15 protein-coding genes and 1 pseudogene are annotated in these 23,240 nt (G+C 63.1%); 4 read left to right on the top strand and 12 right to left on the bottom strand.

Features of this window, described 5'->3' with window-relative positions:
* Positions 1 to 109 precede the first annotated feature (109 nt).
* From LQ956_RS02495 to LQ956_RS02505, 3 genes are all read right to left on the bottom strand, one after another.
* A complete protein-coding gene (locus tag LQ956_RS02495) occupies positions 110 to 3,784 on the bottom strand; it encodes an AAA family ATPase (RefSeq protein ID WP_238629326.1) in 3,675 nt (1,224 codons plus the stop codon).
* Between the two features lie 11 nt (positions 3,785 to 3,795).
* Positions 3,796 to 5,031, bottom strand: a complete 1,236-nt coding sequence (locus LQ956_RS02500; RefSeq protein WP_238621123.1) for an exonuclease SbcCD subunit D C-terminal domain-containing protein — start codon at positions 5,029 to 5,031, stop codon at positions 3,796 to 3,798.
* A 269-nt stretch (positions 5,032 to 5,300) separates the two neighbouring features.
* Positions 5,301 to 6,551: a NupC/NupG family nucleoside CNT transporter gene (locus tag LQ956_RS02505; RefSeq protein WP_255721755.1), complete on the bottom strand. Its 1,251-nt coding sequence runs from the start codon at positions 6,549 to 6,551 to the stop codon at positions 5,301 to 5,303.
* 345 nt (positions 6,552 to 6,896) lie between these two features.
* Between LQ956_RS02505 and katG the strand changes: the two genes are divergently transcribed.
* Positions 6,897 to 9,086 (top strand): catalase/peroxidase HPI, encoded by a 2,190-nt coding sequence (gene katG, locus LQ956_RS02510; protein WP_238629327.1) that lies wholly within the window; start codon positions 6,897 to 6,899, stop codon positions 9,084 to 9,086.
* Positions 9,087 to 9,275: 189 nt separating this feature from the next.
* Positions 9,276 to 10,532, top strand: coding sequence for a D-amino acid dehydrogenase (locus LQ956_RS02515; RefSeq protein ID WP_238629328.1), 1,257 nt, complete (start codon positions 9,276 to 9,278; stop codon positions 10,530 to 10,532).
* 32 nt (positions 10,533 to 10,564) lie between these two features.
* Here the strand turns inward: LQ956_RS02515 and hsdR are convergent, their stop codons facing one another.
* The 7 genes and pseudogenes from hsdR to LQ956_RS02550 all read right to left on the bottom strand — a co-directional run bounded on the left by hsdR (position 10,565) and on the right by LQ956_RS02550 (position 17,847).
* Positions 10,565 to 12,979 (bottom strand): EcoAI/FtnUII family type I restriction enzme subunit R, encoded by a 2,415-nt coding sequence (gene hsdR, locus LQ956_RS02520; protein ID WP_238629329.1) that lies wholly within the window; start codon positions 12,977 to 12,979, stop codon positions 10,565 to 10,567.
* Positions 12,976 to 13,980 carry a virulence RhuM family protein/type II toxin-antitoxin system death-on-curing family toxin gene (locus LQ956_RS02525; protein WP_238629330.1) on the bottom strand — a complete coding sequence of 335 codons (1,005 nt, stop codon included), beginning with the start codon at positions 13,978 to 13,980 and terminating at the stop codon, positions 12,976 to 12,978. Before LQ956_RS02525 ends, hsdR begins: the two co-directional genes overlap by 4 nt.
* Positions 13,977 to 15,197, bottom strand: coding sequence for a restriction endonuclease subunit S (locus tag LQ956_RS02530; protein WP_238629331.1), 1,221 nt, complete (start codon positions 15,195 to 15,197; stop codon positions 13,977 to 13,979). The genes LQ956_RS02525 and LQ956_RS02530 overlap by 4 nt, the downstream gene beginning before the upstream one ends.
* Positions 15,194 to 16,684 (bottom strand): class I SAM-dependent DNA methyltransferase, encoded by a 1,491-nt coding sequence (locus tag LQ956_RS02535; RefSeq protein ID WP_238629332.1) that lies wholly within the window; start codon positions 16,682 to 16,684, stop codon positions 15,194 to 15,196. Before LQ956_RS02535 ends, LQ956_RS02530 begins: the two co-directional genes overlap by 4 nt.
* Positions 16,685 to 17,031, bottom strand: a pseudogene (locus LQ956_RS02540) (HigA family addiction module antitoxin).
* Between the two features lie 10 nt (positions 17,032 to 17,041).
* A complete protein-coding gene (locus LQ956_RS02545; protein ID WP_238629334.1) occupies positions 17,042 to 17,320 on the bottom strand; it encodes a type II toxin-antitoxin system RelE/ParE family toxin in 279 nt (92 codons plus the stop codon).
* 188 nt (positions 17,321 to 17,508) lie between these two features.
* On the bottom strand, positions 17,509 to 17,847 hold the full coding sequence (locus tag LQ956_RS02550) for a zinc ribbon domain-containing protein YjdM (protein WP_200176632.1): 339 nt from the start codon (positions 17,845 to 17,847) through the stop codon (positions 17,509 to 17,511).
* 611 nt (positions 17,848 to 18,458) lie between these two features.
* Between LQ956_RS02550 and fadI the strand changes: the two genes are divergently transcribed.
* Positions 18,459 to 19,772: an acetyl-CoA C-acyltransferase FadI gene (fadI, locus tag LQ956_RS02555; protein ID WP_238629335.1), complete on the top strand. Its 1,314-nt coding sequence runs from the start codon at positions 18,459 to 18,461 to the stop codon at positions 19,770 to 19,772.
* The gene (gene fadJ / locus LQ956_RS02560) at positions 19,772 to 21,928 is read left to right on the top strand and encodes a fatty acid oxidation complex subunit alpha FadJ (RefSeq protein ID WP_238629336.1); all 2,157 of its coding nucleotides are present in this window, start codon (positions 19,772 to 19,774) and stop codon (positions 21,926 to 21,928) included. Before fadI ends, fadJ begins: the two co-directional genes overlap by 1 nt.
* Here the strand turns inward: fadJ and LQ956_RS02565 are convergent.
* Both LQ956_RS02565 and LQ956_RS02570 read right to left on the bottom strand, forming a co-directional pair.
* The gene (locus LQ956_RS02565; protein ID WP_238629337.1) at positions 21,911 to 22,240 is read right to left on the bottom strand and encodes an RpnC/YadD family protein; all 330 of its coding nucleotides are present in this window, start codon (positions 22,238 to 22,240) and stop codon (positions 21,911 to 21,913) included. The genes fadJ and LQ956_RS02565 overlap by 18 nt on opposite strands.
* Positions 22,197 to 22,994 carry a glucose 1-dehydrogenase gene (locus LQ956_RS02570; RefSeq protein WP_238629338.1) on the bottom strand — a complete coding sequence of 266 codons (798 nt, stop codon included), beginning with the start codon at positions 22,992 to 22,994 and terminating at the stop codon, positions 22,197 to 22,199. The genes LQ956_RS02565 and LQ956_RS02570 overlap by 44 nt, the downstream gene beginning before the upstream one ends.
* Positions 22,995 to 23,240 lie beyond the last annotated feature (246 nt).

The following is a 23,240-nucleotide window of genomic DNA, read 5'->3' on the forward strand; positions in this document are numbered from 1 at the left end:
ACCGCTTGCGATGGGCTCGCGGGAACGGCTACATCGCTGCACAAGCAGGTCCAGGGCTACAAGACATGAGTTCGGGCCGGCGCTTACCTGACGAAGCGCGACGGCAGGATCATGGGCCGTTTCGACACCCCGGACCGCTGATCCGGCTCGTGCCACCGGTCTGGGGGGTCACCTGGATGCGGGTGGCGATGCGCTCCTTCAGCGCGGGTACATGGGAGATCAGGCCTATCAGCTTGCCCTCTTCCCGCAGCCCCGCCAGGGTCTGCAGGGCCGTATCCAGGGCATCGTCGTCCAGGGTGCCGAACCCCTCGTCCAGGAACAGGGAATCCACTCGCACCTGGCGCCCCGCCATGTGGGACAGCCCTAGGGCCAGGGCCAGACTGACGATAAACCCCTCGCCGCCGGAGAGGTTCTTGGTGGAACGGATCTCGCCCCCCTGATAGCTGTCGATCACGTTCAGCTCCAGCGGCTGGGCCTCGTCACGGATCAGCAGATAACGGTCCGTCATCTTCTGCAACTGCCGGTTGGCGTGACCGATCATCATGTCGAAGGTCAGCCCCTGGGCAAAGTTGCGGTACTTCTTGCCGTCGGCGGACCCGATGAGTTCATGCAGCTGATCCCAGCGGTCACATTCCTGCTGCTGCGCCTCGATGGCCGCCGCCTGGTCCTGATACTGCTTCCGAAGAGTGTCATTGTCCGCCAGGCGCTGACGCAGCCCGCCGATCGCCTGCTGCAGCGCCTGATGGGCGCGGACCTGATCCGCCAGCTGTTCCCGCAGCATCGCCAGGGGCTGATCGGTCAGGGCCCGCTCCCGGGCCGTCGCCAGCTGACGGCGGGTGTCCTCCGCGCGAGCGCCCAGGGCCGCCCGCTCCGCCTCCAGTGTCTGGGCCTGTCCACTCAGTGCCCGGCGCTCGGATTCCGGCAGACCGGCGGCCTGAAAGTCGGCCTCGTCTGCAAGGCCCAGTGCCTCCAGGCGCTGTCGGAAGGCCATCTCCGCCTCCCGCAGCCGGGGCTCCCGCTCCGCCAGGGCCGCACGCAGATCCTCCAGCCGGGTGCGCAGCTGCCGGCGCTCATCGCCCGTCCGGCGAGCCTGCTCGCGAGCCGACTCCAGCGCCCCTTCCGCCGCTTCCACGGCGGCCTCCAGCTGTTGCTGTTCGGTCTCAGGAGACTGCTCGCCCAGTAACCGCTGGCGCTCGGCCCGCAGGGCCTCGGCCGACTGTTTCAGGGTGTCGGCCTGGACGGATCGCTGACGCACATCCTCTGCGCTGTCCCGGATCTGCCCGGCACGGTGGGTCATGCCGATCTCCAGGTTCTTGAGCTCTCCCTCCAGGGTCGCCAGGGCCTGCTGACGGGACTGCCATTGAGCGTGACGCTGCTCCAGTTGTTCCAGCAACGCGGGCAGGGATGCCCGCTCGACGGACCGGATGCCCAGCGGCTGCACCGAACCCAGCAGCAGATCCTGCTGCCGGGCCAGTCGCGCCCGCAGATCCGACAGTTCCCCTTCCAGACGCCGGACCGTCGCCGCTTCCCCATCCCGGTGATGACCGGCGGCCATCAAGGCCTTTTCCGCCTCGACCAGCGCCTCCCGAGCCCGTTCCAGCGCCTGTCGACGCCCCTCCAGCACCGTCTGGTCCGCCTCCACCGCCTCAATGCGCGAGGCGACGGCATTCAGTTGATCGGCATTGTCCCCGGCCAGGATCTCCAGTCGCCCGGGCCACTCGGGGTCTGCCATCGCCGGTGCCAGGGCCGCCCCATGGCGGACCAGTTCGGCGGACCGGGCCTCCAGGGCCGCAGTCTGGGTCTGCCGTTCCCTGGAAATCCGCTCCAGATCCTTCCCCACCTGAGCCCGCCGAACCTGCAGATCCGTGTCCTGTTGCCGCAGGGTCTTCAGTTCGGCCCTGACCCGGTCAAGGGCTTCCCGGGTCTCGTCCGCCGCGGGCACATTGCCTCGTGCATAGGGGTGGTCCAGGGCGCCGCACAGGGGGCAGGGTTCCCCGTCCCGTAACTGCCCACGCGCCGATTCCAGGGCCTCGATGCGCTGCAGCAGACCCTGCTGGGTCTCCAGCAATGTCGCCTTCTCCTCCAGCCCGTGGAGCCGTTCGGACAGGGTTCCGGCCTCCCCGCCCAGGCGCTCAAGGTCTGCGGACAGTCCCTGCTCCTCCACCACCAGGGCCGCCAGCCGGGTACGGGCCTGATCCCGGGCCGCCAGGGCCTCCCCGGCCTGCCGGATCCGCGTCTCCCGCGCCTGCAACGCCGCCAGATCCGAGCGCCAGTCGGCCAGGGTCCGGCCCTGCAGCCGGGTTTCCATGACCTGGTGGATCTCCTGCCACCCGGCCTGCAGATCCTGCTGCGCCAGGGTCAAGGCTTCAAACCGCTCCTGGCAGGCCTGTCGCTCCGCCTCGGCCCGTTCCTGGGCCTCCCGATGCTGCCGAAACGCGGTGATCCCGTCATCCCGCTGTCGATGCAGGGCCTCCAGGGCATTGACCTGCTCCCGGATGCCGGTCAGCCGACCCACCAGGGTTTCATCGGCGCGGGTCCGGTCCAGTTCACCACGCAATACCCCGGTCTGTTCCCGAACCGCCTGCAACCGCGCTGCCGCCCCGGTCTGTTCCGCCTGCAGCGCCTGCAGGCGCTGTTTCGAGGCGGCCAACACCTCACGAGAGTGCGTCAGGGCCGTGAGACGGTCGGCGATCTGCAGATCCAGTTCCCGTACCTTCTGCAGCACCGGCAGACGCGCCCGCAACGTCCCGCGGGCGGCATTCAGTTGTGCCAGTGTTTGCTGCTGAGCGGCTTCCGCCTGCCGGGCCGCCGCCTCGGCACCGGGCAACGAGGCCTCACCGGCAACCTGCCGCGTCCGATCCTGTGCCTGACCCTGGCGCAACTGGATCAAGGCGGCATGATCACCCGCCAGCTCCAGAGCTTGCCGGGCCCGGTGCAGCCGCTGCCGATCCGGGGCGAAGGCCCTGATACGGTCCTCAAGATCCACTGCCTCCTGTTGGATCTGCAACTGGGCGGCCTCCAGTGTCGCGATCCCCTCCAGCCAGTCGACGGCCTTGCGGTGCTGTTCCACCTGTGCGTGCAAGGCCGTCTCCTGGGTCTGCCGCGCCGCCAGTTCCGCGGACAACTGCTGCTCTTCCTCCGGACTGAGCAGACGCATGCCTTCCAGTGCCGTCCGTAGATGCTCAAGGGTGCGGCGGGCCTCGCCGCGGCGCTCATGCACGGCCACGGAGATGCGACTGTAGATCTCCGTGCCGGTGATCTGCTCCAGGATCGGCGCACGCTCATCCGGCGGCGCCTGCAGGAAGGCCGCAAAACCGCCCTGGGCCAGCAGCATGGAGCGGGTGAAGCGCTCGAAATCCATGCCCGTGGCCTGTTCGATCTGTTCCGCCACCCCCCGAACCTTGGCCTCAAAGATCTCCCCGGTGTCCGCATTGGCGATCTCGTGGCGGGGGGCCTGCAACTCCCCGTCGGGCCGCCGTCTGGCCCGATGCTGACTCCAGTGGCAACGATAGCGCCCCGCCGGCGTCTCGAAGGTGACTTCGGCAAAGCAGTCACCCGTGTGCCGGGACATGACTTCGTTGCCGCTGCGGTTGACCCGGTGCAGGCGCGGTGTGCGGCCGTAAAGGGCCAGGCAGATGGCGTCCAGCAACGTGGTCTTGCCGGCGCCGGTGGGGCCGGTGATGGCAAAGATGCCGTCGGCGGTGAAGGCGGGGTGGGTCAGATCAACCGACCATTCACCGGCCAGGGAGTTAAGATTCTTGAAGCGTATCTGCAGGATGCGCATGGGGCAGATTCCTATTCCGCGAGCGGGTCGGCATCATCAAGGGCGGTCACGGTCTCCCGATAAGCCAGGCGCAGGGACGGCCGCTGCGTGTCCGGCACTTCATGCCGGGTCAGGCAGCGTTCGAAGACATCATGGACATCCAGATCATCCAGGGTTTCCCGGTCGTGGCACTGCGCCAGCACACGGTCGATGACCCGGGCATTCTTCAGCCGCAGGACCTCCAGACGGCTGCCCGCCAGGATCTCGTCCAGCCGCGCCCGCAGATCACCGATCACCGCCTCCCCCTCGTAGATGACCTCCAGCCAGGCCCGCGAATCGGTGGCGACCAGCTCCCGCAACCGGGCCTGGATCGCCGCCCAGTCGCCACGCACCCGGGCCAGGGGCTGGAACACCGGCACCTCCGGACAACGCACTGTCAGAGTGCCGCCCGCCTCCAATTCCACCAGGCAGACGCTCTTGCGCTGCCCGGCCTCGCCAAAGCCCATGGGCAGGGGCGAGCCGCTGTAGCGCACCCGCTCCGAGCCCTGCACCGTCTGCGCCACGTGCAAATGGCCCAGGGCCACATAGTCCAGACCATCAGGGAAGATATCGCGACCCACGTGGGCCAGGGACCCCACATACAGATCCCGCACGCCGTCGCCGTCCATCGTCCGGCCACCGGCGGTGAACAGATGGCCCGTGGCGAGCATGGGCGGATGCCCATCCAGTGCCGCCCGGCGCCGACAGGCCAGTTCGACCACGGCGCGGTAATGGTCACGGATTCCCTCGATCAGCTTGCGGTCCTTGTCCTCCAGGCTTTCCCCTGCCTCCACCCGACGGATGTCCCGGTCCCGCAGATAGGGCACGGCACAGACCACCAACTCCGCCGCCCCCGTCTCCGGGTGATGTAGCGTCAGCACCTCGTCGGCAAGGTCGTCGGGAGCGGCGCCGATCACGTGCACATCCAGCACCTTCAGCAGTTCGCGGGGGGCATCCAGAAAGGTGGGGGAGTCATGATTGCCGGCCACCACCACCACATGTCGACAGCAGGAACCGGCCAGCCGGCACAGAAACCGGTAATACAGGGACTGGGCCCGGTTGCTGGGGGTACTGGTGTCGAACACATCCCCGGCCACCACCAGCACATCCACCCCGGCGTCCTCGATGAGCACGGCCAGCCAATCCAGAAAGGCCTCGAATTCGTCATAGCGCTGCCGGCCATAGAGGCGTCGGCCCAGATGCCAGTCGGAGGTGTGAAGGATTTTCATCCACGCCCCCCTCGCGCTACCGGTGTCGCCCCGATGCCGGCAATGGCACGGTGGTCCGTCGGCACCATGGGGCCGACATTGTTGAAGAAATGCTCCATCGGAAACTCCGCCACACGCCGCTCCATCACTCCCGACTACTTCATCACTCCCGACTACTTTTTTGTCACTCCCGCGAAAGCGGGAGCCCAGGATTTCCGGCACGCGGCCCCTGGATTCCCGCGTTCGCGGGAATGACGCGCGCGGCAACAGGAGCCCATTGCCTTCCCCTCTCACCCCAACGGCGTCAGCAACCCCACCACGGATCCGGTCATCAGGGTGGCCAATGTCCCGGCCACCAGGGCTCGCATCCCCAGGGCCACCACCTCGCCACGCCGCTCCGGCACCATCGCCCCCAGACCACCGATGAGGATCCCCAAACTGCCCAGGTTGGCAAAGCCGCTCAGGGCATAGATCAGGATGAGCTCGGAACGCGGGGAAAGCACCTGCGGATCCAGCTGCGCCAGTTGCAGGAAGGCCAGCATTTCATTGAGGATGGTCTTTACCCCCAGCAATGTCCCGGCCACCCGCGCCTCCGACCAGGGAATGCCCATCAACCATGCCAGCGGCGCCATGATCCAACCCAGCAGGCGTTCAAGACTCAGGGCCTCTCCCCCCACCGCGGGCAGCAGGCCCAACAGGCCGTTGGCCAGGGCCACGAGGGCGATCAGCACCACCAGCAAGGCCACGATCTGCAGCAACAGCTCCAGGCCGCGCAGGGTGCCCCGGGTGATGGCGTCCATGGCCCCGGCCGCCGGGTCCAGCCCCTCGCCCAGCGCCCCCTGAGTGGCCGGGCCGGTGGAGGGGACCATCACCGCCGCGATCAGCAGTGCTGCGGGCAGGCTGATCACCGAAGCGATGATCAGATGCCCCAGGGCGTCGTCCAGCACATGGCCGATGAAGGTGGCATAGAGCACCAGCATGGTGCCTGCCAGGGTGGCCATGCCCACGGTCATCAGGGCAAACAGCTCGCTGCGGGTCATGCGCGCCAGATAGGGGCGCACCAGCAGGGGGGACTCCACCATCCCCAGAAAGACATTGGCCGCCGTCCCCACCCCCAGGGCCCCGCCGATGCCGAAACTGCGCTCCAGCACCCGGGAGGCCCCGCGAATGATCAGCGGTAACACCCGCCAGTGAAAAAGCAGGGCCGACAGGGCACTCATGACCAGGATCAGCGGCAGGGCCTGGAAGGCGAAGACAAAGGCCTGCCCTGCCCCTTCGGCCTCGAAGGGCAACTCGGCCCCACCCAGATAACCGAAGACAAAGGCCGTGCCCGCCTGAGTGGCCTGACTCAGGGCGATGACCAGTTCGTTGGCCCAGAGAAACAGGTGACGCCCTCCCGGCACCCACAGCAGCAACGCCGCCAGACCGAATTGCAGTCCCAGGCCCGCCGCCACTGCCCGCCAGGGCATGCGCCATCGATCCTCGCTCAGCAGCCAGGCGATGCCGATGAAGACCACCAGCCCGGCAATTCCCTGCACCATCAACACGGGTGCACTCCCCCAGGGTCAAATGCCGGGAAGAATAACCCGCGGATGGCGAATCTGGATATCCGAAGGCGCAGCTCCCTTTTCCCGGCCCAAGCCGACCACCTGCGAACCATTAATAAAAACTATTGTAGAAATGCAAACCATTCATTTGAATATATCACCCATAACCTCTATAACTTAATAACGAAAGCAGGGTGAATGGATCGGCGCGAGTCGCTCCCGGCAACAATGGCCGGGGAGCGTGGCCTCGCACAGGCCGCCTGAGCGGGTTGCCCTGCCCCGAATGTGGTCTGGATTTATGGATCGATACCAACCAACCAAATAGCAGGGGAGATAGACATGGCCGGAAATAACGTCAGCAGCGGAGGCAAATGCCCGGTAGTACACGGCGGCAATACTGCAAGCGGGGCCTCCAATATGGAGTGGTGGCCCAATGCACTGAATCTGGACATCCTTCATCAGCATGACACCAAGACCGATCCGTTGGGTGAAGACTTTGATTATGCTGAAGCATTCAAGAAGCTGGATCTGGAGGCGGTGAAGCAGGACCTGCGCGCACTGATGACGGACAGCCAGGACTGGTGGCCAGCCGACTGGGGTCACTACGGCGGCCTGATGATCCGCATGGCCTGGCACGCCGCCGGCACCTACCGCATTGCCGACGGCCGCGGCGGTGCCGGAACCGGCAACCAGCGCTTCGCGCCGCTCAACAGCTGGCCGGACAACGTCAACCTGGACAAGGCCCGCCGCCTGCTGTGGCCGATCAAGAAAAAATACGGCAACCAGCTCTCCTGGGCCGACCTGATCATCCTGGCCGGCAACATGGCCTATGAGTCCATGGGGCTGAAGACCTTCGGCTTCGCCGGTGGGCGTGCGGATATCTGGCACCCGGAAAAGGACATCTACTGGGGTTCCGAGAAGGAATGGCTGGCACCCACCGACAACCCCAACAGCCGCTATTCCGGCGAGCGCGACCTGGAAAACCCTCTGGCCGCCGTGATGATGGGGCTGATCTACGTCAACCCGGAAGGGGTGGACGGCAAGCCGGACCCGCTCAAGACCGCCCATGATGTGCGCATCACCTTTGCCCGCATGGCGATGGACGACGAGGAAACCGTGGCACTGACCGCCGGCGGCCATACCGTGGGCAAATGCCATGGCAACGGCGATGCCTCCAAGCTGGGGGCGGAACCCGAGGCAGCCGGTGTCGAGGAGCAGGGCCTGGGCTGGCATAACCCCCAGGGCAAGGGCCGCGGCCGCGACACCATCACCAGCGGCATCGAGGGCGCCTGGACCACCCACCCCACCCAGTGGGACAACGGCTATTTCAAGATGCTGCTGGAGCACGAATGGGAACTGAAAAAGAGCCCGGCCGGTGCCTCACAGTGGGAGCCGGTGGACATCAAGGAGGAAGACAAGCCGGTGGATGTGGAAGATCCGTCCATCCGCTATAACCCCATCATGACCGACGCCGACATGGCCATGATCAAGGACCCCATCTACCGGGAGATCTCCGAGCGTTTCTACAAGGATCCGGCATATTTCAACGAGGTCTTCGCCCGGGCCTGGTTCAAGCTGACCCATCGCGACCTGGGGCCGAAGAGCCGCTACCTGGGGCCGGACGTGCCCCAGGAAGACCTGATCTGGCAGGACCCCATCCCCACCGTGGATTACACGCTGGATGACGGTGAAATCGCCGACCTCAAGAAAAAGCTCCTCGCGAGCGGCCTGAGCGCCTCCGAGCTGATCACCACCGCCTGGGACAGCGCCCGGACCTTCCGTGGTTCGGACTACCGGGGCGGCGCCAACGGTGCCCGGATTCGCCTGGCCCCGATGAAGGACTGGGAAGGTAACGAACCGGAACGGCTCAACAAGGTGCTGGGGGTGCTGGAAGGCATCCAGGCCGATCTGAGCAAGCCGGTGAGCATGGCCGACCTGATCGTCCTGGGCGGCACCGCGGCGGTGGAAAAGGCGGCCCGCGATGCCGGTGTCGACATCACCGTACCGTTCGCACCGGGCCGTGGCGATGCCACCGAAGAGATGACCGATGCTGAATCCTTCGCCGTACTGGAGCCGCTGCATGACGGCTACCGCAACTGGGTGAAGAAGGACTACGTGGTCAGCCCGGAAGAGATGCTGCTGGACCGCACCCAGCTGATGGGCCTGACCGCCCATGAAATGACCGTGCTCGTGGGCGGCATGCGTGTCCTTGGCACCAACCACGGCGCCGGCAAGCATGGTGTGTTCACGGATCGCGAGGGCGTGCTGAGCAACGACTTCTTCGTCAACCTCACCGACATGCGCTACAGCTGGAAGCCGGTCGGCAACAACCTCTACGAAATCCGTGACCGCAAGAGCGACGAGGTGAAGTGGACGGCCACCCGGGTCGACCTGGTGTTCGGCTCCAATTCGGTCCTGCGCTCCTATGCCGAAGTCTATGCCCAGGACGACAACCAGGAGAAGTTCGTCAGGGACTTCGTCAAGGCCTGGGTCAAGGTGATGAATGCGGATCGCTTTGATCTGAAATAGGCACCGGGATGGAGGCGTCGCCTCCATCATTCACTCTGAACCCTTCGGGCGCAGCCGTCTTCCGGCCGCGCCCTTTTTTCATCCGCCGCCCCTGATCTGCTGAAAGTCCATCAAACAGAAAACTTTCCCGCACCGAATCATTCTTACCTGGAAAGACCCATCCCCTTCCCGGCGCATGAGGTTCCACCGATGAAAGTTCTGGTATTGGGCAGTGGCGTGGTCGGTGTCACCAGCGCCTGGTATCTGGCCAGGGCGGGACACGAAGTGACGGTGATCGACCGGCTGGAGGCGCCGGCCATGGAAACCAGTCACGCCAATGCGGGCATGCTGTCGTTTGACCACTCCACCCCCTGGGCCGCACCGGGCGTCCCCTTCAAGGCCATCCGATGGATGATGCAGGACCTCGCGCCCCTCTACATCAACCCAAGGGCCATCGACATCCGGGCACTGGGCTTTCTGGTCAGGATGCTGGGGCAGTGCACCAACTCGGCCTTCGAGGTGAACAAGGAACGCATGCTGCGGGTGGCCCGTTACAGCGCCGAATGCTTCAAGGCACTGCGGGAAGAACTGCCGCTGCACTACGATGGCCGCCAGAAGGGCACCCTGGAACTGTTCCGCACCGAAAAAGAACTGGCGGATGCGGCCATCAATGTGGCCATTCTGGAACGCTGGCATATTCCCCACGAATTGCTGGACGTGGATGCCTGCATCCGCCATGAACCGGCCCTGGCCCACGTGCGGGAAAAGATCGCCGGAGGCGTGCTGCTGCCGGGGGACGAAACCGGTGACTGCCGCAAGTTTACCCTGGCCCTGGCAAAGGCCTGTGAAACCCTGGGCGTGACCTTCCTGATGAACACCTCGGTCGAGGCCATCGACACCGGCAACGGGAAAATCACCGGCGTCAGGACCTCCACCGGCACCCTGACCGCCGACCGCTACGTGGTGGCGCTGGGCTGTGAATCACCCAGGGTACTGAGCGGGATCGGCATCCACCTACCCGTCTATCCCCTCAAGGGCTATTCCCTCACCATGCCGATCCTGGACGAGGACCGGGCGCCCCAATCCACGGTGATGGACCAGAAGTATAAGGTGGCCGTCACCCGCTTCGACCACCGCATCCGGGTGGGAGGGATCGCGGAGATCGCCGGCGACAACAAGGACCTGCCGCAGCGGCGGCGGGCGGCCATCGAATTCGTGGTGCGCGACCTGTTCCCCGGCGGCGGCGCGGTGGAGGCGGCGGAGTTCTGGACCGGGCTGCGCCCCATGACCCCGGACAACGTGCCCATCCTGGGCGGGACCCGCTACGACAACCTGTTCCTGAACACCGGCCACGGCACCCTGGGCTGGACCATGTCCCTGGGCTCGGCAAGATTCGTGGCCGATCTGGTCAGCGGACATTCCCCGGACATCGATCCCGCTGGCCTGGGGGTGGATCGCTACCGCTGAACGGCAGCGTACCCCATGCCCGGAGACCTGTCTCAATACAGATACTGCTGAAAATCCACAAAAACTTCCCGAATATTGCCCACGGGCCCCAGCTCCCGCACGGCATCGCCGACGCTGTGGTACTTCAACTCTATCAACTGCGGCAGCTTCGCCGTGTCCAGCTCACTCACGCCCTGAGCCACATAGTGATCGAGGACAAATCTCAGGAACTCCCGCTGTCTGTAGTCGTGGCCATGGAAGATGCGTTCCTTGTGGGCATCCACGCGCTCGGCCCGGCTCACCGGCGCCATGTTGAAGGCGATGTAGGCCAGCACATCGTAGAGATCGCTGTGCTCGGCCTCGATCAGCTTGCCCACATCGGCCAACTGCTGCCTGCCGTAGCCCTTCTCCTCCAGCCCCTCCAGGAGTTTCCTGCGGGTATCCGGCCGGCCCCACAGGCGGCGTAGTTCGTCCTCATCCTTGAACAACTCGGGCAGATCCCCGAACAGGCGCTGGATGAACTCGGCTGCTGAAATGGGCTTGCCGTCCGGACCCCAGAAGCTCGTGGCGGTCATGTGCTGGAGGGTGCGTTCCTTGCCATCGGCCAGCCGGATCTTCACCTTGCGGCGTTTCTCGCAAAGGCAGGGCCTCTCGCCGCAGACCTGGCAAGGTTCCGGCGGTTCCTTCTCGCACACACAAGGCCGCTCGCCACAAACAGCGCAAGTCTGAGGCGGTGGCCTGGTGCAACTGCAAGGGCTGTTTCCGCATTGCTCGCAGGGCTCGGGGGGCAACGGCTCGCCATCCCATTCCGGATCACTGAAGTGCTCGTAGGCCTTCACGAAATCGTGGATCGTGAAATAGTCCTTGCCATCGAACAGCCGCGTCCCCCGGCCGATGATCTGCTTGAACTCGATCATGCTGTTCACCGGCCGCATCAGCACGATGTGGCGGACATTCCTGGCATCCACACCGGTGGAGAGCTTCTGCGAGGTGGTGAGGAGGGTCGGGATGGTCTTCTCGTTGTCCTGAAACTGCTTCAGGAAGCGCTCGCCTTCCTTGCCATCGTTCGCCGTAACGCGCTCGCAATAATGGGGATCGGTGCTGGTCTTGAGCTGGTTGATCAGGTCGCGGACCGCCAGGGCATGTTCCTGAGTGGCGCAAAACACCAGCGTCTTCTCCCGCGGGTCGATCTGGTCCATGAACAGCTTCACCCGGTACCGTTCACGTTCCGCGATCTCGATGACGCGGTTGAAGTCATCTTCCCTGTAGCGCCGCCCTGCCTCGACCTCGCCCTCGATGACCTGGTCATCGGGTGTGTAGACATAGTCATCCAGGGTCGTGGCGATCTGGCGGACCTTGAAGGGCGTCAGGAAGCCGTCGTTGATGCCCTCCTTCAGGGAGTAGATGTAGACCGGTTCGCCGAAGTAGGCGTAGGTATCGGCGTTGAGCGTGCGCTTGGGGGTGGCGGTCAGGCCGAGCTGCACGGCGGGCTGGAAGTACTCCAGGATGCCCCGCCAGTGGCTCTCATCGTTGGCGCCGCCCCGGTGGCATTCATCGATGATGATGAAATCGAAAAAATCCGATGGGTAGTCTCCGAAGTTGGGAGCAAGATTGCCCGCCGCATCACGCCCGGTCATGAAGGTCTGGAAAATCGTGAAGAAGACGTTCCCGTTCTTGGGCACCCGGCCCTTCCTACGGATGATCTCTGGATCGATACGAACCAGGGCGTCCTCGGGAAAGGCGGAAAAATCGTTGAAGGCCTGATTGGCCAGGATGTTCCGATCCGCCAGAAACAGGATGCGCGGCTGCCGACCAGGCGTGCCCGAGGCGCGTGCCGTCAGACTCCAGCGGGCATGAAAGAGCTTCCAGGCAATCTGGAAGGCGATGGCGGTCTTGCCGGTGCCGGTGGCCAAGGTCAGAAGGATGCGATCCCGACCCGCCGCGATGGCCTCCAGCGCCTGGTTGATGGCGTTGTGCTGATAATAGCGCGCCTGCCAGAACCCACCCTTGTCCTCGAAGGGGACCGCGCCGAAGCGTTCCCGCCAGGTGTCTTGAACACCACCTTCCACGCCGAAGGTCTCCACCCACAGCGCATCGGGAGAGGGCCAGGCATCCACCAGCCCCTCCGTGCCCGTGCCCATGTCCACCCGGTAAATGCCGTCGCCGTTGGTGGCATAGGCAAATCGGGTCTGCAAACGCTCGGCATACCGCTTGGCCTGAGCCAGCCCCTCGGTCACTGGCAGGCTGCGCTTCTTGGCCTCGATCACCGCAAGCTTCTGGCCGCGATAGATCAGCACATAGTCGGCGATGTCCTGCCTGGCCCGTTTGCCGCCGCCCTGCAGCCGACCGAGGGTGATCACCTCACGCCGCACCCGGCTGGCCTCCATCACACCCCACCCTGCCTCCTTCAGGGCCGGGTCGATGAGTTCAGCGCGGGTTTCGGCTTCGTTGAGGCCGGCTTCCTTCACTCTCGGGCTCCAGCCAGCATGTTCATGATCAGGCGGATCATGGTCTCCTTGTTGGCGGCATCGGACTCGGCCACCAACAGGGTCAGGGCCGCAAGGCCCACATCGTTGATCACCGGCTCACCCGCCGCATTCAACAAGCGGTCATTACGGTGGAGGAAGTCCACGAACAGATAGGCCGCGCTGCGCTTGTTGCCATCGGAAAACGGGTGGTTCTTGATCACGAAGTACAGCAGATGTGCGGCCTTGGCCTCCACGCTGGGGTAGGCCGGCTCACCAAACACGCTCTGATCCAGGTTGCCCAGCAGCGAGTCCAGACCGTCGCCCCGATCTCGGGCGAACAGGTCGGTCGCCTCGCCGCGCGCCATGAGCTCGGATTTCAGACGATCCAGCGCGGCCCGCGCCTGCTCCAGTGTGGGCAGGCTTCCACCCGGCTGGGCACGTGGCTCGGTCAACAGGCCCTCGTCGTAGCGTTGCAGCAGCAGAAAGGTCTGGGCGTAGCGGCTGACGATATCCACCAGGCCGCGACCGCTGCCCGCGTCCAGCGCCGGGCTTTGCGCGGCCTTGCGCACCAACGCCAGGGCCGCCTCCAGTTCACGGGCATTTTCCTCGAAGCGCTGGCGGTTCAGGGTCCAGCCCTGGGTGAGGTGTTCGCGCAGGATGCGGGTGGCCCACTGGCGGAACCTGACTGCACGGCCTGAGTTGACCCGGTAGCCGACTGAAATGATCGCGTCGAGGTTGTAGTGCTTGACGCGCCGCCGAACCTGCCGCTGGCCTTCCTGACGAAGGACCGAGGATTCCTCGGTAGTTGCCTCCTCGACCAGTTCATCGTCAGCGTAGATATTCTTGAGGTGCAGGCCGATATTGTCCGTCGAGGTATCAAAGAGGTCAGCCATTTGCCGTTGTGAGAGCCAAACCGTCTCCTGATCCGTATCCAGCCGGACCTCGACGGCCTTGTCGGCTGCGCCGTAGATGATGATCGGCGCCTGGTGTTCCTGGGTCATGTGACTAACTCCTCCTTGAGAGCATCGTTGAGGCTTACCGGGCCTGCTGTCAGCTCGCCCGAAAAGGCCTTTTGTAGCATGGATTGTTTGAGCTCGGAAAGCGCGTGAAGCTTACTGCGATATATGGACTGAACTTCTTGACATTGAACCAAAAGCTCAGATACCTGATCAACCATTTTCCTTTGTTGCGCTAGCTTTGGCACGGACACTCCCAGATTCGAGAGCGCTGCATTACTAAGGTTTAGCATGGTTGCCCCGGAGGATAGCCGCTCAAGCTCCAAACGATATCGAGCTGATCTTAGCATGTAAGCCAAAAAATCCGAGTCTATCGTATTTTCTGGCCTCACAAAAAAACAGCCTGTCCCGCAAACCCAACCGCTTTGTTCTTTAGTGACAACAGCACAACGGCCAATCTCGCCTCGCCGAGCAATAACAATGTCCCCGGCCTGAAGGACATAAGATTGGAGCCTTTCTCTAGTCTCCAAACTAATCATCTTTCTTACGTCTGGCTGTATTTTCCCGTCAACCATGTTTATGGGATTCACGAGAGGAACGCCAACGGATACATAGTCCGACTTATGTAACATCGAACCAAACGGCCCAGTCGATACACATTTCGAGAATTCTTTCAAAGGCCCGTCAATCCATCCTTCTTCGCGTCGGCTGAACACCGCATTCAAATAACTCTCAAACAACTCCCGGGCATTGGCGAGGTTCTTTTCGGTGTTGGCGACCGCGATGGCGATTCCCGCGAAGGCTTCATCGAGAATGGCGACGATGCGCTTTTGTTCGGGGAGGGAAGGAAGCGGAAGCTCAAACTCAAGCAGCTTGTTGATATTCGCTCTCGGCATTCGTGCGCCAGTGCTTGTACTATCGATCTCTTTTACTACAGGCTCCCAAGTCAACCAATAGTAAAGGAACCGGCGATCGAGACTGGATTCGACCCGTAATGGAAAAATCTCAGAGGAGCAATGGCCGTCGAACTCCGGCAAAAGAACCTTATTTAGATACGGCCGGAGACGTCCATACAATACATGACTCGCAGTGAAACTAAAAGTTGTACTCTTGACCATAGCAGGCGCCAAGCTGCCAATAAACTTGCCCGTGCCGCTTTCAATGTGCTCCAAGCCTACATACGGCAAAGTAGTCCCGCTATGTTTGGCCTTATCAACAGTGCAAACATTCTTCAGTGCCGTAGAGCTCCACCCCTCCCTCATAACAACATCCCCCGAATCCCTTCCAGGATCTCCTCGCTCTCCCTGTCCAGCGTCTCGATCTCGTTGATGATCACCTCAGGATCACGCAAAGGCGCGGCTTCCGCCTTATTGGGATTCTTCACCGACAAATCCACGCTGTCCGGGTCGATATCCTTCACGTCCACCGTCCAGGCATTCTCGGAATCCTCGAATCCGGCCTGCCGGGCGACGAAATCCTTGAGGTCGTTGTCATTGAGCGGGTTGGTCTTGCCCAGGCTGCGGCCCGGGTCGAGCTGGTAGTACCAGATCCTCCGGGTTGGCGCGCCCTTCTCGAAGAACAGCACCACGGTCTTCACCCCGGCGCCCAGGAACGTGCCGCCGGGGCAGTCGAGGACGGTGTGCAGGTTGCAGCTCTGCAGCAGCTCCTTGCGCAGCGCCCGCGAGGCATTGTCGCTGTTGGACAGGAAGGTGTTCTTGATGACGATGGCGGCCCGGCCTCCCGCCTTCAGGGACTTGATGAAGTGCTGCAGGAACAGGAACGCCGTCTCCCCAGTCTTGATGGGGAAATTCTGCTGGACCTCCTTGCGCTCCTTGCCGCCGAAGGGCGGATTGGCCAGGATCACGTCGAAGCGGTCCTTCTCCTGGATGTCGCTCAGGTTCTCCGTGAGACTGTTGGTGTGGACCACGTTGGGCGCCTCGATGCCGTGCAGGATCATGTTCATGATCCCGATGACATAGGGCAGGCTCTTCTTCTCCTTGGCGTAGAAGGTGCGGGTCTGGAGGATCTCCAGGTCGCGGGTGGACAGGGGGTTGCCGTCGCGCTGGCCATCGCCTTGGCCGTCCGGGCCGTAGCGGAGATAATCATGCGCCTCGCACAAAAACCCCGCGGAACCGGCGGCGGCGTCGTAGATGCGCTCGCCGATGCGGGGCTTGACCACCTGGATCATGGCGCGAATCAGTGGGCGCGGCGTGTAATATTCACCGCCGTTGCGCCCGGCGTTGCCCATGTTGCGGATCTTGGCCTCGTACAGGTGGGAGAGCTCGTGCTTCTCCTTTTGCGACCGGAAGCTCAGCCCGTCGATCAGCTCCAGGGCATCCCGCAGGCTGTAGCCGCTGGAGAACTTGTTGCGGATCTCGCTGAAGATCTCCCCGATCTTGTATTCGATGGTGTCCGGCCCGGTGGCGCGGTCCCGAAAGCCCTGCATGTAGGGAAACAGCTCGTCGTTGACGAAGTCGATCAGGTCGGCGCCGGTCAGGGCCGTGTCATGGTCGAACTGGCCGTCAGCCGTCTTGGGCGCGGCCCAGGCCGACCAGCGGTAGGCCTCATCGATGATGAACGGGTAGGACTTGCCCACCAGCTCGGCCTCCTGGGCACGTTCAAACTCCAGGTCATCCAGGTACTTGAGGAACAACATCCATGACGTCTGCTCGGTGTAGTCCAGTTCCGTGGCACAACCGGCCTCTTTCCATAGCACGTCATCGATGTTGCGGAAGGTTTGTTCAAACATTCACTGTCCTGTGTTCAGGTTAGTCAAATCCGGCGCATGGCCTGATGATGTATTGCTTGAGTCGGCCACAAGCCGCTTGACCTTGAGTTCTTCACGATGCTGCTCAGCGTGCCAGAGTTCATACTGTGACTGCTGATTCAGCCAACTCTCTGCCGAAGTACCAAACGCAATGGAAAGCCGAATGGCCATCTCTGGACTAATGCCCGCCCTGCCGTTCAACACAGCACTCAGGGTTTTTCGACTGACTCCCAATGCTTCTGCAGCGGCCGTTACAGAGAGGCCCAAGGGCTCCAGGCAAAGCTCACGCAACACTTCACCAGGATGGGGGGGGGGTTGTGCATCAACATCCGTGATACCTCAGTGGTGATCTTCGTAGTTCACGATCTCGGCATCTCCATCCTCGAACCGGAAGGTCACGCGCCAGTGACCACTGACCGTTACTGACCATATTCCGGCGCGATTCCCCGAAGGCTGGTGCAGTCGAAGGCCTGGCAGATCCATATCCTTGACATCCGATGCCGCATTCAGCCTGCCGAGAATCAGTCGAAGCCTCGCGGAATGAGCGGCCTGGATCCCAGCGGTGCTGCCGGAACTGAAAAGTTTGGCCAAGCCCTTGTGCTTGGAGCTTCGAATCATGTTGCGAATGCAACCTGCCACGTACCAGGTTTCAATCACACGTGAATGAAGGCCGGCTGTTGGGCACGTCTCCAAGCCCCCAGGTAAACTCTCACTCACGCAACTCAAGAGTGCCTGTCCCTTACTTTTTCGTAGACGTTCCGACGCGGGGGGGATGGCAGTGCTCACCGGCACGGCCATGTCCTTCTTTATGCCTTTTTAACGAACTCAGATTTTAGCTTCATTGGACCGATGCCATCGATTTTGCAATCAATATTATGATCACCATCTACCAACCTGATGTTTTTGACCTTGACTCCAACTTTCACCACGAGGGACGTTCCCTTAACTTTTAGATCTTTAATCACAGTAATTGTGTCACCATCACTCAGCAAGTTTCCATTTGAATCCTTTACTACTATACCAGCGTATTGCTCCTCACCTTCTCCTGCCTTCCACTCATGGCCACATTCAGGGCAAACTAAAGCGCCTCTATCTTCATATGTAAAGCTGGATTTACAACCTGGACAATTAGGTAAATTACTCATCAGTCAACTCTCAAATGTCGTATCGGAAAACACTTGCCATCGATGTGCGTACGTTGATGTGCGTACGTTTTGGTTTAGCTGAGCCTACAAGGGCCTGACTCCGTGACTTGAACTACCACACCTTCTTGCCCGAACTGACGGAGTAACGCTACCAACCAATATTGCTGGTTAGAAGGAGTAGCTTTAAGTTCCCAAGGCCCTCACCGACAAGATGGCCGGTGAGCCCCAGCCCGTAGCTGGCTCATTCATCGATGAGAACCTGCGCAGCACCCGCAGTGACCGGCTATGCTGCGCCTCATCAAGCGCAAATTCGGCGCCCGGGCCAGGATTGTACTGCCAACAGCATGTCCAGCAGGCCACTGAAGCTCGATTATCCCAGTGGATCGACAAACATCCTCACCGCTGAAAACATCGAATGTTGGGGTGAGGCCAGACATCGACCCCACCGGCCTGGAGGTGGACCGCTACCGCCGGGCAGGGGACCACACGTCCGGCTTGCCTATTCATTCAAACGACTGTTAGAGTTCCCCTTGATGATTATCAAACCATGATGCCGCCGGGATCGCTCCAGGGTGTCCACGGCCGGCCGACGCCACACCAAGGGAACTCGCATGAACAAGACACCCAACCCCGCACCCACCCGACCCGGCCAGCGCGTGGCGGTGGTGGCCGGGCTGCGCACGCCGTTTGCGCGGCAGCTCACCGCCTTCCGGGACCTGTCCGCCATTGATCTGGGCATTCTGGTCACCAGCGAACTGATGGCCCGCACGGACCTGGACCCGGCGCTGGTGGAACGGGTGGTCTACGGTCAGGTGGGGATCCTCCCCCAGGCCCCCAATATTGCCCGCGAAGTGTTGCTGGGCGCGGGCCTGCCAGCAGGAACCGATGCCTACAGCGTCTCCCGCGCCTGCGCCACCAGCCTGCAGAGCACCGTGGACGTGGCCGCCGCCATCGCCCGCAACGAGATCCAAGTGGGGCTGGCCGGTGGCGCCGATTCCACCTCGGTGCTGCCGCTGCAGCTCAGCGCCCCCCTGGCCCGCGCCTTCATGCGGGCCAGCAAGGCCCGCTCCCTGCTGGACAAGCTGCGCTGCTTCAAGGACATCCGCCCCGGGCATCTGCTGCCCAACCCACCGGCGGTGGCGGACTATTCCACCGGTCTGCGCATGGGCGATATCGCCGAACAGATGGCCCGCAATCACGACATCGGACGAGCGGAGCAGGATGCCCTGGCGGTGGCTTCCCACCACAAGGCCCACCAGGCCTGGGAGGCGGGACACCTGCAAGCCGAGGTGATGACCGGCATCGTGCCCCCCTTCCGGGAAGTGATCACCCGGGACAACACCCTGCGACCCGATACCAGCCTGGAACAAATGGCACGCCTGCCGCCGGTGTTCGACCGTCGCCACGGCACGGTCACCGCCGCCAATTCCAGCCCGCTCACCGATGGCGCCGTCAGCCTGCTGCTGATGACCGAATCCCGGGCGCGGGCACTGGGTTTCGACCCCCTGGGCTTCATTCGCGGCTGGGCCTTCACCGCCATCGACCCCTTCAACGACGGACTGATGGGTCCGTCCCATGCCACCCCCCTGGCCCTGGACCGGGCCGGCATCCGGCTGCAAGACCTGGCACTGGTGGAGATGCACGAGGCCTTCGCCGCCCAGGTACTCGCCAATCTCAAACAATGGCGGTGCCCGCGCTTTGCCCGGGAGGTCCTGGGACGGGACGCCCCCATCGGCGAGGTGGACCCGGATCGCTTCAACGTACTGGGCGGCTCCATCGCCTACGGCCATCCCTTCGCCGCCACGGGGGGACGCATGATCATCCAGACACTGCGCGAACTGCGCCGCCGGGGCGGCGGACTGGCGCTGACCACCGCCTGCGCCGCGGGCGGCCTGGGCGCGGCCCTGATCCTGGAGGTGGACTGATGAATGCCTTTCACATGCAGAAGGATGACCGGAACGTGGCCGTCATCACCGTGGACCTGCCCGATGAGCGCATGAACGTACTCCGGGCGGAGATGGTGGACGAATGCGGCGCCCTGCTGGATACCCTGGCACGGGACAACACCCTGCGGGGCGTCATCATCACCAGCGGCAAGCCGGACAACTTCATCGCCGGGGCCGACATCCGCATGCTGTCCGCCTGCGACAGCGCCGAGGACGCCGCCGCCCTGGCCCGCGCCGGACAGGCCCTGTTCGACCGACTGGAGGGCTTCCCGGTGCCGGTGGTGGCCGCCATCCACGGCCCCTGTCTCGGCGGCGGACTGGAACTGGCCATGGCCTGTCACGGCCGGGTGGCCACGGATCATGACGCCACCCGCCTGGGCCTGCCGGAAGTACAGCTGGGCCTGCTGCCGGGAAGCGGCGGCACCCAGCGGCTGCCGGCCCTGGTGGGCCTGCCGCAGGCCCTGGACATGATGCTCACCGGACGCCAGCTGCGCCCGCGCCAGGCCCTGCGGCAGGGGCTGGTGGATGAACTGGTGCCCCCGCCCCTGCTGATGCAGGCGGCCCGTGCCCGGGTGCAGGCCCTGGCGGACGGGAAACAGACCCGCCGCCGCAGGCCCTGGCACCAACGCCTGCTGGAAAACAACACACTGGGGCGACACCTGGTCTACCGGCAGGTCGGCAAGCGGGTACACGCCCGCACCCAGGGCAACTACCCGGCCCCGGAACGCATCATCGACGCCGTGCGCACCGGCCTGGAATCCGGTCGGCGGGCGGGGCTCGCCGCCGAGGCCAGGCATTTCGGGACCCTGGCCATGACGCCCCAGGCAGAGGCGCTGATGTCCCTGTATCTGGCCGGCAATGCCCTGAAAAAGGCCCCGGTCACCTCGCCGTCGGCCACCCCTCGTCCGGTGCGGACCGTGGGCGTGCTGGGCGCGGGCCTGATGGGGGCCGGGATTGCCCATGTCACCAGCACCCAGGCCGGCAGGAACGTACGGCTCAAGGACGTGAGCGCCGAACGGCTCAACGAGGCCATGGGCCATGTCCATCGCCAAATCCGGACCCGGCAGCGGCGCCAGGGGCTAAGCGACTTCGAGGTGGGACGCCGGCTGAACCGCATCACCCCCACCCTGGACTACAGCGGCTTTGGTCGTCTGGACATGGTGATCGAGGCGGTGTTCGAGGATCTGGCACTCAAGCACCGCATGCTGGCGGATGTGGAGGCCCATTGTCCGGAGACAGTGATCTTTGCCACCAACACCTCGTCCATCCCCGTCGCGCAGATCGCCGCGCCGGCCCGGCGGCCGGAACGGGTCATCGGCATGCACTACTTCTCGCCGGTGGAACGCATGCCCCTGCTGGAAGTGATCGTCACCGACCGCACCGATCCGGAAGTGATCGCCACCACCGTGGCCCTGGGCCGGGACCAGGGCAAGACGGTGATCGTGGTTCAGGACGGGGCCGGGTTCTACGTCAACCGCATCCTCGCCCCCTACCTGAACGAGGCCTGCCATCTGCTCATGGAGGGCGTGCCCATCGACCACATCGACACCACCCTGGTACGGTTCGGCTTCCCCATGGGACCCTTCGCCCTGCTGGATCAGGTGGGGCTGGACGTGGGCGGCAAGGTGGGACCCATCCTGCATGAAGCCTTCGGCGAACGCATGCGCCCCTCACCGGTGGGCGAGCGCCTGCTGGCCCAGGGGCGGCGGGGCCGCAAGTCCGGCAAGGGATTCTACCGCCATGATCGCCGTGGGCGCGGCGCCCCCAAGGTGGATGCAGCGGTCTACACCGAACTGGGGGTACAGCCCGGGCAACGCCTGCCGGCCCAGGAAATCATCGACCGCACCGTGCTGCCCATGATCAACGAGGCGGTCCGTTGCCACCAGGAAGGCATCATCCGTCACCGGCGGGATGGAGACATCGGAGCCGTCTTCGGCATCGGATTCCCCCCCTTCCTGGGCGGACCGTTCCATCAACTGGCCCGGCGGGGACCAAAAGCGGTGGCAGAGCGCCTGAACGAACTGCAGACCCGTCACGGGGACCGCTTCGAGCCGGCACCCGGGCTGGAGAAGGTGCTGGAGGGGGATGGCAGTGCTTCACCGGCACGGCCATGCCCTTCAGTGGGATCGGTCTGACCTCAGCACTTTCACCTCGGCCAGGGACAGGCCCGTGGTCTGGGCGATCTGCTCGTCTGTGAGCAGATCCAGCTTGAGCAGGTTGATGGCCGCCAGACGCTGGCCTTCCTGGCGGCCTTCCTGACGCCCCTTCTGCAAGCCAATCGCTTCGCCTTTCTGTCGCTCCTTCTCCGCCCACGTCTGAAGATTTTCCGCCAGCATCGCATTGTCCTCCACCAAACTGTTGATCTGTTCCAGCGCCTGCCCCGCCTCGGCACCCTGTTCGACATTATTTCGCAGGCGTTCCTGCTGAACCAGCCAGAATGCCACCATCAATGTTTATCTCCGTTCCTGTCAAATAGCCAGATTCATCTGAAGCCAGCATTACAGCAACACAGGCTACTTCCTCGGGCAAACCGAAACGCCTAAGTGGTGTATCTTGAACAAAGGCGGCCATATTAGCCTCACGCTCAGGCCCATTACCGAGCATCGGTTCCCACATAGGTGTCAGAATTGCGGCTGGATGAATTGAATTACAGCGCACCTTCAAATTCTGCTGCGCGCAGTACAAGGCTACACTTTTGGTATGATTCCGGACAGCCGCTTTGCTGGAGGCATAGGCAGCGGCAGTTGGAATACCGACAATGCCAGAACGCGACGATATATTGATAATGGAACCCTTGCCCGTGGCGCGCATGGCTTTAATGGCGTACTTACAACCTAAAAACACCCCATCGAGGTTTGTCTCATGCACCTTCCGCCAAGCGTCTAAGGTGGCATGTTCTGGGTCATGCGGTACGTAGCCCTCTTCAAAACCAGTAATGCCAGCATTGTTGACGACAATATCAAGCCGACCATGTGCCCCGATTATTTTCTCTGTAAGTTTTTGCCAAGCTTCTTCATGGCGAACATCCAAAAAAGCAAAGCAAGCAGATTGGCCGAGGGATGATGCTACTTGCTGCCCATTGGTCTGATCAATGTCCGTTACATAAACAAAAGCACCTTCCGCTACAAAATGCCGAGCTATCGACTCACCAATTCCTTTGGCAGCCCCAGTCACTAAAGCAACTTTTCCTTCGAGTCTCAAAACTCCGCTCTCCTAATGTCGTCGCAGTAGGAATGCCGGTTACCCGACGTCCCCTGCACAAGCCCCGGCGTGCGGTTTTCCCGCACCGGGCTCCTCAGCCATACTCACACGCGCAGAGGGTACAATGTACCCCGTGGATATTTTCGCCAGGAAAGTTTGCCTCTTATAATCGAGACCTACATTGTCCCGAAGAGGTTGCCTTTGGCGAATACGCATGACTGTCAGCCCATTACTCATTTGATCGGC

It is taken from the genome of Ectothiorhodospira lacustris (assembly GCF_022227845.1).
Classification (GTDB): domain Bacteria; phylum Pseudomonadota; class Gammaproteobacteria; order Ectothiorhodospirales; family Ectothiorhodospiraceae; genus Ectothiorhodospira; species Ectothiorhodospira lacustris.